Below are 10,390 nucleotides of genomic sequence, written 5' to 3' on the forward strand. Positions count from 1 at the left end.
CCCCAAGCACCGAACGCGACGCCTTCCCGCCCGTCACCCGAAGAGCGCGGACCGCTTCCCCAACCGAGCACGCCCGCCCGCCCCGGTCCGGTGGCCAAGAGGAGGAAGAGACCCATTTTCCGAAGGCGCCTCCGGCGCCCCGGCCCCCTTGAGGGCAGCCGCCGCTGGGAGAACACCCGACACGCATGCACGGTGCTCGGCATGCTCCTGACCGCCTACGCCATCGGACTCCTCGGCTGAACTCTGGATCACCTGACCTGGGGTTTCGTGGTTTTCCCACAGGTTCGAGATCCGCCCCCCACCTGTCGTACCCCTGTTCTAACGTTGGGAGTATGGCAAGCGAGAAGCACCCCGGAGGGCCCCCGCCCGGATCGCGCGCCCAGCGCATCCAGGCCGGGCTCACCGGTGTCCTGGGCGAAGCCCGGGGCGCGCTTGCCGAGGACTTCCCCTCCGGGGCCCAGCACCTTTTGTGCGACCTGCTCGCCGTGCTGGCCGCCGGGCTCGGCTCGCTCGACCTGGCCCTGGCCCGGCTGGCCGCCCGCATCCGCACCACCGGCGCCCTCGCCGGGTCCGGCCACACCACCGTGGCCGGGCTCCTGCGCGAGCACGGCCGCTCCGCCGCCCAGGCCAACGCCATCACCACCGTGGCCGACCACCTGGACGACTACCCCCGGGCCGTCGCGGCGGCTGAGGAGGGGCGCATCGGCTTCGCCCAACTCGCGCTGACCATGGACCTGTCGGAGAAGGCCGTGGCCGGGCGGTGCACGGAGCTGTACCCGGACGCGGCCGACTACCGGTCCAAGGCCGAGGACATCATGGTCCAGGCCGCCGAAAAGGGGGTCACTGACCGGACCCTCAAGCGGATCGGCAGCCAGCTCCCCCAGCGCATCGACCCCCGGGAGCACGAGGACCGCCACCGCCAGGCCTACGACACCCGGGGCGCCGACTACACCACCGACGCCTTCGGGTTCACCCTCCAGGCATGGGGGGACACCGCGTCCGAGGAGATCATCCGCACCGCCGTCGATGCCCACACGGCCCCGCCCGGGGACGGGCGCACGATCAAGCAGCGCCGCTTCGACGCCCTGGTCCAGCTCTGCGAGAACCGGCTGCTGGCCGAGGGCCTGCCGGTCCCGGTGGCTGAGGAGGGGTCGGACGCCGCCGCCGCGCTGGCCGCACCCCGCCCCGACACGGAGGCAGAGGGCAAGCGGCGTCGAGGGCTGTCCCGCCCGCAGGTGAACCTGGTGGTCCCCCTGGACTCGCTGCTCCTCGCCGAGGGGGCCGGGCCCGCCACCACCGACCGGGGCCGCCTCCTCCCCCCGTCCGCCGCACGGGCGTTCACCTCGGACTGCGTGCTGCGCCGCGTGGTCACCGACCCCGTCAAAGGGCTGGTCGACATCGGGCGGGCCCGCCGCACCTTCCCCGCCCCGCTCCTCCAGGCCCTCGGCGCCACCGCCGGGACCTGCCAGTGGGAGGAAGGGTGCTCGGTTCCGGCCCGGTGGTGCCAGGGCGACCACCGCACCGAATGGTGGGAGGGCGGCACCACTTCGGCCGCCAACGCCCAGCTCCTGTGCGGGCGGCACAACCGCGAGAAGCACATGCGCCGCCTGGAGGCCCACTACCGGGCCCGCCGCCACCACGCCCGCACCGGAAAACACCAGACGGGCAAGGAGTCGGGGCGGGATGACGAGGACGGGTCTCTAGGCAAGGCCGCATAGGCCACCCGACCAGGACCGCCCCGCCCCCGGTACCCTGCCCGGGGCCGTCGACAGTGGCGGTTCCGCCACCCGATCACCCCTGAACGGGCCTTTTCACCGCGCCCGACGCCCCGACCGCCCGACCTGTGTCCTGCATGCCCGAATCCCGGCGCCCGCGGCCAGTCCCCGCAAGCCCGCACCCGCCCGCGCACCGCCCACCCGGACCGCGAGGAACCCGCCGGACGGCAAGCAGGGCCGGGGAACCACCCCGCTCTTGCCGTCGCCGCCTCTCACGGCGACCCTGCACACGCCTGACGGCCGACAGCGCCACCGCAAGGGCCGCCAAGATCCATCCACAGCGGATCTCCGGCGGCGGATGTCGATCAGCGCAGCGGCTACGCGTCGCTGACATACGAACCCACGACGCCTCCGTCCCAGGTGCGAGACGCTGTGCAGCCTCCCGTGACGATCACGTCATCTGGCACGACTCGCCGACCGGCGACCGCTGGTGGGCCCTGGCCTGCTCGTCGGCGAGCCGCTCACCGATCCGAAGCACTTCTTCCGAAGCTTCACAGTCAAGGAACTCGGACGACTCATGACCAACCGGCCCGCCGACCTCGACCAGCGCCCCCGCGCGCACGAGATGGCGCGCTACTTCGATCTGATCGCCTCGGGCGGGAAGACGACCGAGATCAAGGTCGACGACAGCAGCCGCAAACGGCTGAAGGAAGGCGACCTCCTCCGGTTCACGTGCCGCAACCAGGAAGTGCTCACGCGGATCACACGGATCGCGCGCTACGACACCTTTGACGAGATGTTCGAGCACGAGCCGGTCTCGTCGGTCAACCCGAACGCCTCCAAGGCCGACCAGCTCCGCAACATCCGGGAGATCTACCCGCCCGAACGCGAGGCACTGGGCGTGGTCGCGATCGGGATCGAACTCGTCGAGGCGCGTGCCGAAGGCCCGTGAGCAGGGGCCGCGCAGACAGGGCGGCAGGCAGGGCGGACGACTGCGCGCCATTCACCACAGCGGCACGTTGGGGGGTGAGTGGGCCCGCCAAGCAAGGGAGCTCACAAGCAACGGGCGGTGTGGGGGCACTACCTGAGGGCCACGCCCCTCCACCATCAATACGTTCCTGGTGACGGGAAATCCGACCACCGGCGCAAGAACGGCGGCGGCGGCTTCCCGTACCCACAGCCGCCNCGGTCCTGTCACCGGGTCCCGGCCGCCGTCCTCTCGGCCCGGACCCGGTGGCCCCCGCAGGCTTCCCCGGGATCCCCGGGGCTCAGGCTCGCTCAGGCCGGAATCGGGGTTCCGGCCGGGATCTGCACCGTGGCGTTGATGCGGTTGAAGAAGTTGGTCAGCCCGACCATCAGCACGATCGACCCGAGCTGCCGCTCGTCGTAGTGCTTCGCCGCCGCGTTCCAGACCTCGTCGGGGACGGCCTGCCCGTTGTGGTCGGCCAGGCGCGTCGCCACCTCGGCCAGCTCCAGCGCCGCCCGCTCGGCCTCGGTGAAGTACGGGGCCTCCGCCCACGCCGCCACCGTCGCCAGCCGCTCGTCGGTCTCCCCGGCCTGCTTGAGCTGCTTGACCCCCATGTCCACGCAGAAGCTGCACCCGTTGATCTGGCTGCCCCGCAGGTGCACCAGCTCCAGCGTCTTCCGGGGGACACCGCCCTGGTGGATGATCTTCATGATCGGCTGGATAGCCTCGTACATGCCCGGCATGGCCGCCATGGGGTCGTCGAAGCGCATTTCCATCTGTTCTCCTCATGGGGTGCCCCGCCGCGGAGGCGGGGGTCTTCTCTCCGTCACCCATGAAGACGGACGCAGACGATGGGGTGTGACAGTGGACCACCAAGATTTTCTGGCCGAGCGCTTCGAGCAGCACCGCTCCCGCCTCAACTCCGTCGCCTACCGGATGCTGGGCTCCCTCTCCGAGGCCGAGGACGCCGTCCAGGAGGCGTGGCTGCGCCTCACCCGCACCGACGACACCTCCATCGACGACCTCGCCGCGTGGCTGACCACCGTGGTCGGCCGCATCTGCCTCGACATGCTCCGCTCGCGCACCTCCCGCCGCGAGGACCCGTTCCCGGACCAGGCCCCCGAGCGCCTCCCCGACCCCGTCGTCACCGCCGCGGAGCCCGCCGGGCCCGAGCAGCAGGCCGAGCTGGCCGACACGGTCGGCTACGCGATGCTGGTCGTCCTCCAGCAGCTCGCCCCCGCCGAGCGGCTGGCGTTCGTGCTGCACGACATGTTCGCGGTGCCGTTCGAGGAGATCGCCCCCGTGGTGGAGCGCTCGGTCCCGGCCACGCGGCAGCTGGCGAGCCGGGGGCGCCGCCGGGTGAAGGACTCCTCCGTGGAGCCCGACCCCGACCCGGTGGCCCAGCGCATGGCGGTCGACGCGTTCCTCAGCGCCGCGCGCGGCGGTGACACCGACGCCCTGCTGAGCATGCTCGACCCGGACCTGGAGCTGCGCAACGACGACGGCGTGCACCCGCTGCGCGTCCTCAGCGGCGCCGCCCGCATCGCCCGTTCGGCGATCGGCTTCCACCGCGCGTTCGGCCCGATCGAGGCGGTCCCGGTGCTGGTCAACGGCGCTGCCGGCCTGTTGGACATGACCGGCGGCAAGCCGCGGGCCCTGAGCTCGTACACGATCAGCGGCGGCAAGGTGCGCCACTTCGACATCATCTCCGACCCCGAGCGCCTGGCGGCGCTGCTGCCCGCCGATCTCACCGACTGACCCCGGAACGGTCGGCGCCCGAGGCCGCGACATCCGGGCGCCCCGGCGCCCCGCGAAAAGGAGTGGCCGACGGCGCCCGGCAGGTGTAGGGACAGGGTGTCCCTGTCCGGATCCACCGAGAGCGGAGCACAATGCAGAACACCGATCGCCCGGCAGTGCAGGAGTTCCCGGTCGGGGCCCCCGGTGCGGAACCGTACGGGATCACGCGCGGACCGGGCGGCGCCCTGTGGGTGACGCTGGTCGGCTCCGCCGAGATCGCGCGCTTGGAGCCCGACGGCACCGTGGTCACCCACACCGCCGGGCCCCAGGGTTCCCGACCCACGGTCATCACCGAGGGCGCCGACGGGGCCCTGTGGTTCACCCGGTTCGGCGACCACCGCATCGGGCGCCTCACCGAGGACGGCGACCTCACCGACCACCCGGGCTCCACGCCGGACTGCGGCCCCTACGGCATCTGCACCGGACCGGACGGCACCGTCTGGTTCACCGAGATGAACACCGACCGGATCGGGCGCGTGGCCCCGGACGGCACGGTCACCCACGTCGAGCTTCCGGTGAAGGGCGGCTTTCCGTCCGCCATCACCGCCGGGCCCGACGACGCCCTCTGGTTCACCCTCAACCAGGGCAACGCGATCGGACGGCTCACCCTCGACGGCGAGGTGACCGTTCACCCACTGCCCACCGACGACGCCGCCCCGGTCGGGATCGCCTCCGGCCCGGACGGAAACGTATGGTTCGCCGAGATCGGCGCCGGAGCCATCGGGCGGATCACCCCCGGCGGCGAAGTGGCGGAGTTCACCCTGCCCGACCCGTCGTCCCGGCCGCACGCGATCGCCCCGTCCGAGGACGGGAGGCTCTGGTTCACCGAGTGGGGCGCGAACCGGGTGGGTTCCATCGACGGCGACGGGAAGGTCACCGAGTACGACCTGCCGACCCCGGGTTCGGAGCCGCACGGCCTCGCCGTGGGCGAGGAGGGAGCCGTGTGGACGGCCCTGGAGTCGGGGTCGGTCGCCCGGATCGACACGGAGTAGCCAAGCGGCCGGAGAGACGCAGGACGACGAGGCGGACCGCCCGTCAGGACGAGGTGTTCGAGGTGTTCAACGCATCCGTGGGCGGCCGCCCCTCCAGCGGGCTGGAGAAGACCACGTTGGTCGTCACCGGCCCCAGGCTCGCGATGCGGCCGACGACCTCCTCCAGGTGGCGCATCGACCGGGTGCGCACTTTGAGGATGAAGCACTCCTCGCCCGTCACGTGGTGCGCCTCGGCGATCTCCGCGGTCGTGTCGATCAGCTCGTGGCAGGGCCGGTAGTTGTTGGTCGGGTACCGAAGGCGGACGAACGCCATCACCGGCAGCCCGACCCGTTCGGGGTCCACCACCGCCCGGTACCCGGAGACGACCCCGGACGCCTCCAGCCGCCGCACCCGCTCGGCGACGGCGCTCGGGGACATCGACACGGCCCGCGCGAGCTCGGCGTACCCGGCCCGCCCGTCGGCCTGGAGCGCCTCCAACAGGCGCAGATCGGTGGCGTCCAGCGATTCAACGGTCATGCCCCATGAATACCGCGCCTTTCACGGCCGATCGGCCCGAACACCGTTGAACGCCCCTGGTCTTCGCAGGTCAGAGAGCCATAGCGTGTTCATCATGACGAACACCGACACCTCGGCCGCCGTGAACCCGGTCCTGCGCACCTCCGCCGACCCCGCCGTGGCCGAGGCCCACTTCGCCGCCCGCCTGTCCCTGTACACCGACCCGAGCGACGTGCACGCCGCCATGGCGGAGGGCGCCCCGGGCTTCACCGTGGTGGACGTACGCAACCGGGAGGCCTGGGACCACGGGCACGTGCCCGGCGCCGTGCACATCCCCTACGCGCAGGCGGCCGAGCTGGCCCCCGGCCTCATCGACCGGGCCACCCCGGTGGTCGTCTACTGCTGGAGCCCGGCCTGCGACGGCGGCGCCCGGGGCGCTCTGGCCTTCGCCCGGCTCGGCTACCGCGTCAAGGAGATGATCGGCGGAATCGAGTACTGGACCCGCGAGGGGTTCCCCACCGAGACCGCCGCGGGCGTGGACCGGCGTCCGGCCGACCCGCTGGTCGCCCCCGCCGGGGTCTCATGCGCCTGCTGACTCCAGGACCCCGTCGGGCACGCCCAGGGCCCCGGCGAGGACGGCACGGCCTTCGGCCGTGACCCGCACGGCTCGTCCGCCCCCTGGGCGGACGAGCCACCCCGCCTCCAGCGCGCGTGAGCACAGGGCCGCCCCGACGGCCCCGGCCACGTGCGGGCGCCGCTCGGTCCAGTCCAGGCACGAGCGGACGAGTGGGCGCCGCGTCCGGGCGGGCAGCTCCACGCCGAGTCCGGCCAGGCCGGTACGGCCCCCGGCCGTGAGCGAGGGGCCGTCCTCCCAGTCGATCCAGCCCCGCTCGGTCACGGCCTCGGCGACGGCCACCCCCAGCGCTCCGGCGAGGTGGTCGTAGCAGGTCCGGCCGCGCGCGAGGGCGTTCGATCGGTGCACGGCCGTGAGCCCGCGCGGCGGCGCGGCCTTGGGCGCCGCGGCCGACATGGCCTCGATCAGCTCGGCGGTCTCGCGCGAGGCCAGCCGCACGTACCGGTGCCGCCCCTGCCGCACTTCGGCCAGCAGCCCCGCGCCGACCAGAGCGGTCAGGTGCTCGCTGGCGGTGGACGGGGCGACGCCCGCATGCCGGGCGAGCTCGCCCGCCGTCCAGGCCCGCCCGTCCAGCAGGGCCGTGCAGAAGGACGCCCTGGTCCGGTCGGCGAGGAGGGACGCCAGGGCGGCGAGATCGGGCTCGGTCCCCTCGCCTGTGGTGGGCTGCGTCGTGGTGAGCACACTCCACGCTAACCGGAGCACGTTTCGGCGGCCGCCGAAACGTCCCGCGCCTAGCCTCACCGCCATGACGACCACCATCCGCGTCGAGCGCCACGCCGGGGTCCGCGCGGTCCTCAGCGACCCCGGCTTCGTGGTTCCCGCTCCCCCGGAGGCGCCGGACGGCGCCGCCTCCACACCGTCGCTCGCCTGGCTGCGCAGGCGCGCCACCCGGTTCAGCAACGGGGACGAGCACCGCCGCCGCCGGGCGCTCGCCTCGGCGCTGCTGTCCGGCCCGGCCCCGTCCGAGCTGCGGAAGCAGGCCGAGGGCCGCGCGCGCTCGGCCGGGCCGGACCAGGCGCCTTACGTCCCTGTCGCCGTCCTGTCCGCCGCCCTGGGGGTTCCCGAGGGCGACGTTCCGGGGGCCGTGGCGGCGGTCCGGGACGTCGCCTCCGCCTACTTCCCGGGTACGGAGGAGGGACGGGTGGAGCGGGCGGACGCGGGCGTGCGCACCCTGGTGCGCCTGCTCCCCGACACCGCCCCCGAGGAGGCGGCCCAGCGGGTGTGCCTGCTCGTCCAGACGTGCGACGCGACGGCGGGGCTGATCCGTACGGTGCTCGACCGCGAAGGCGGGGAAGGGGTCGGCCGGGCCGAACAGGGCGGGCACGACGCGTGGGCCCTGCTGACGGAGGCCCTGCGGCTGTCGCCTCCCGCACCCGTGCTGAAGCGGACCGCCGTCGGGGCCGCGCACGTCGGCGGTGTGCCGGTCCCGGAGGGCGCCCTCGTGCTCCTGGACCTCGCGGCGGCCAATCGGGACCCCGACGTCTATGCGGCGCCGGACCGGTTCGCCCCCGAGCGCTACTCGGGAGACGGCGGCGGACCCGGCGAGCCGCCGCCCCTGTCCTTCGGGGCCGGTGAGCGGCCCTGCCCCGGTTCCGACCACGCACTCGCCATGGCGATGGGGGTCCTCCATGCACGGTCACGCTGACACCTTCCGCTCCCTGCACAGGCCGGGGGAACCGTTCGTCCTGCCGAACGCCTGGGACCACGCCTCGGCCTCGGCGCTCGCGCGCGCGGGCTTCCCGGCGATCGGGACGACCAGCCTGGGCATCGCCTCCGCCGCCGGGAAGCCGGACGCGGCCGGAACCACCCGGGACGAGACCCTCGCCCTTGCCCGGGGGCTGGCACGGCTCGACGTGCCGGTGACCGTGGACATCGAGGCGGGGTTCGGCGGGCGGCCGGACGAGGTCGCCGCCGTGGCGGCGGAACTGGCCTGCCTCGGGATCGCGGGGATCAACCTGGAGGACGGGCGCGGCGACACCCTGGCCGGGATCGACGAGCAGTGCGCGCTCCTGCGGGCCGTGAAGGACGCCGCGCCCTCGCTCTTCCTCAACGCCCGGACCGACACCTGGTGGCTGTCGGGGTGGCTGTCCGAGCGTCCGCCGGAGCCGACGGGCGGGGCGCACGGGGAGGCGGCCGGAGCGCGGGAGCGTGTCGATGCGACCTTCGAGCGCGCCCGCGCCTACCGTGGCGCCGGTGCCGACGGCATCTTCGTGCCCGGGCTGGCCGACGAGGCGGCCATCGCCCGTCTGGCGCACGATGTCCCGCTCCCGCTGAACGTGCTCGCCCCGCGTGATCCGAGCGCCCTCGGCGGGCTGGCGCGGGCGGGCGTCGCCCGGGTGAGCACCGGTTCGCTGCTGTTCCGTGCGGCCGTCCACAGCGCTGTGGAGACCGCGCGCACCGCCGCCTCGGGCACGGGGACGTACCCGCAGGTCCCCGGTTATTCGGAGGCCGACGCCCTCGCGGACGCCTTTCAGGGCCCGGTTTCCCGCCCTCCGGCCTCTCAGCAGGCTCTAAGGCTCTGACCCCTAGGTTCTCATGCGCATCCCGGGGAGGGAGAAAAGGAGTTCTGGGCCCCTCTTTCCCCTCCGGCTCCGGCCGCTTCCCGGCCTCTCCCTCCCCGATCCCCCATTACTCCCTGGGTCTTCCCCACAGACGGAAAAGGGACCGCGTGAAGAACCTCAAGCACAAGCTGACCAGCACCGCGTTCGCCGCCGCACTGACGCTCGGCGTCTTCGGCACCCTGGGCGCGACGGCCCCCGCCGCCGAGGCCGGGCTCGCGTGCAGCGCCATCAACGACGGCGGCCTGGGCGCCTACTCGGCCTGCAAGTCCTGGTCCGGGAACAACGCCACGCAGGTGCGCGTGGTCGCCGACTGCGGTTCGGTCAACCGCTACGGCCGGTGGGTCAACGGCCACACCGACCGCAGCCACATCGCGTGCGCGGTCCGGATCGACCGCTGGTGGGTGCAGGTCCGCTGACCCGGGAGCCGTCGGGCGGGGGTACGACTGCGGCCACCGGCCGAAGGACACCTGGATCCTCTACCTGATCCAGAGACCGTCCCCCCCGGTAGCGACGGGCGCCGCCGACGCACCGGCCGGGGCGGTGCACGGAGCCGCCCCGGCCTCCCCCTGGGTTCCGCGCGCCCCCGCTCCCCCTGGCGCCACGACGGAGCGTCACGACCGGTCACCCCACGGGGTTTTCGATGATGACCTGCGGGTATGGGAGCCCTGACCGAGTTCGGCGCCGTATCGGGGGGTTCGGCCATGAACACTAACGACAACGGCCGGAGCATCAACGTCTCCCGCCTCTGGTCCGGCGGCCTGGCCACCGCCGTCGTCGCCGGGCTGGTCATCCTCGTGGGCACGCTCATCGTGCGCGGCGTCTTCGGGATCCCGGTGCTGGCCCCGGAGGAGGCCGGGTACCTGGGCGACGCGACCACCGGCGTGTACGCGGCCACGGCCGCCATGGCGGCGCTGATCGCCACCGCGCTGCTGCACCTGCTCATGCTGAGCGCGCCGCGCCCGATGACGTTCTTCGGGTGGATCGTGGGCCTGGCCACCATCGTGGCCGCGGTCACCCCGTTCACCCAGGGCGCGCCGCTGACCAGCCAGATCGCCACCGGCCTGATCAACGCGGTGTGCGGCATCGCCATCGTCTCGCTGCTGACCAGCGTGGGCGCCAGCGCCTACCGGCAGCGGTCGGGCCGCCCGCGGCTGCACGGCGAGGGGGCGCTGCCCGACGCCGGGTACGACCCGGGCTACAGCGCCGACGACTACGAGAGCGGCTAACC

At 73.5% G+C, this 10,390-nt stretch carries 12 protein-coding genes; 9 read left to right on the plus strand and 3 right to left on the minus strand.

Annotated elements, in window-relative coordinates; all coding sequences use genetic code 11:
* Positions 1 to 332 precede the first annotated feature (332 nt).
* On the plus strand, positions 333 to 1,718 hold the full coding sequence (locus D476_RS0129005) for an HNH endonuclease signature motif containing protein (protein WP_017627388.1): 1,386 nt from the start codon (positions 333 to 335) through the stop codon (positions 1,716 to 1,718).
* Positions 1,719 to 2,205: 487 nt separating this feature from the next.
* Positions 2,206 to 2,667, plus strand: a complete 462-nt coding sequence (locus D476_RS0129015) for an ASCH domain-containing protein (RefSeq protein WP_239648856.1) — start codon at positions 2,206 to 2,208, stop codon at positions 2,665 to 2,667.
* Between the two features lie 326 nt (positions 2,668 to 2,993).
* Here the strand turns inward: D476_RS0129015 and D476_RS0129020 are convergent, their stop codons facing one another.
* On the minus strand, positions 2,994 to 3,458 hold the full coding sequence (locus D476_RS0129020) for a carboxymuconolactone decarboxylase family protein (protein ID WP_026123955.1): 465 nt from the start codon (positions 3,456 to 3,458) through the stop codon (positions 2,994 to 2,996).
* A gap of 88 nt (positions 3,459 to 3,546) precedes the next feature.
* Between D476_RS0129020 and D476_RS0129025 the strand changes: the two genes are divergently transcribed.
* Entirely contained in the window at positions 3,547 to 4,440 is an 894-nt protein-coding gene (locus D476_RS0129025; RefSeq protein ID WP_017627391.1) for a sigma-70 family RNA polymerase sigma factor, read from the plus strand.
* A 131-nt stretch (positions 4,441 to 4,571) separates the two neighbouring features.
* Positions 4,572 to 5,471: a Vgb family protein gene (locus D476_RS0129030; protein ID WP_026123956.1), complete on the plus strand. Its 900-nt coding sequence runs from the start codon at positions 4,572 to 4,574 to the stop codon at positions 5,469 to 5,471.
* 43 nt (positions 5,472 to 5,514) lie between these two features.
* On the opposite strand, the gene D476_RS0129035 is transcribed toward D476_RS0129030, so the two are convergent.
* The gene (locus D476_RS0129035) at positions 5,515 to 5,988 is read right to left on the minus strand and encodes an Lrp/AsnC family transcriptional regulator (protein ID WP_017627393.1); all 474 of its coding nucleotides are present in this window, start codon (positions 5,986 to 5,988) and stop codon (positions 5,515 to 5,517) included.
* Between the two features lie 94 nt (positions 5,989 to 6,082).
* Here D476_RS0129035 and D476_RS0129040 point away from each other — a divergent pair, with 94 nt between their 5' ends.
* Positions 6,083 to 6,562, plus strand: coding sequence for a rhodanese-like domain-containing protein (locus tag D476_RS0129040; RefSeq protein WP_026123957.1), 480 nt, complete (start codon positions 6,083 to 6,085; stop codon positions 6,560 to 6,562).
* On the opposite strand, the gene D476_RS0129045 is transcribed toward D476_RS0129040, so the two are convergent.
* On the minus strand, positions 6,548 to 7,282 hold the full coding sequence (locus D476_RS0129045; protein WP_017627395.1) for a winged helix-turn-helix domain-containing protein: 735 nt from the start codon (positions 7,280 to 7,282) through the stop codon (positions 6,548 to 6,550). The two genes, D476_RS0129040 and D476_RS0129045, sit on opposite strands and share 15 nt — an antisense overlap.
* Positions 7,283 to 7,346: 64 nt before the next feature.
* On the opposite strand from D476_RS0129045, the gene D476_RS0129050 reads away from it, so the two are divergent.
* The 4 genes from D476_RS0129050 to D476_RS34970 all read left to right on the plus strand — a co-directional run bounded on the left by D476_RS0129050 (position 7,347) and on the right by D476_RS34970 (position 10,388).
* Positions 7,347 to 8,246, plus strand: coding sequence for a cytochrome P450 (locus D476_RS0129050; protein WP_017627396.1), 900 nt, complete (start codon positions 7,347 to 7,349; stop codon positions 8,244 to 8,246).
* The gene (locus D476_RS34965) at positions 8,230 to 9,123 is read left to right on the plus strand and encodes an isocitrate lyase/PEP mutase family protein (RefSeq protein ID WP_017627397.1); all 894 of its coding nucleotides are present in this window, start codon (positions 8,230 to 8,232) and stop codon (positions 9,121 to 9,123) included. Before D476_RS0129050 ends, D476_RS34965 begins: the two co-directional genes overlap by 17 nt.
* Positions 9,124 to 9,269: 146 nt before the next feature.
* Positions 9,270 to 9,578: a hypothetical protein gene (locus D476_RS0129060; protein WP_017627398.1), complete on the plus strand. Its 309-nt coding sequence runs from the start codon at positions 9,270 to 9,272 to the stop codon at positions 9,576 to 9,578.
* Between the two features lie 285 nt (positions 9,579 to 9,863).
* The gene (locus tag D476_RS34970; RefSeq protein WP_192826445.1) at positions 9,864 to 10,388 is read left to right on the plus strand and encodes a DUF6069 family protein; all 525 of its coding nucleotides are present in this window, start codon (positions 9,864 to 9,866) and stop codon (positions 10,386 to 10,388) included.
* Positions 10,389 to 10,390: the final 2 nt, after the last annotated feature.

Source organism: Nocardiopsis chromatogenes YIM 90109, from assembly GCF_000341185.1.
Lineage (GTDB): Bacteria > Actinomycetota > Actinomycetes > Streptosporangiales > Streptosporangiaceae > Nocardiopsis_A > Nocardiopsis_A chromatogenes.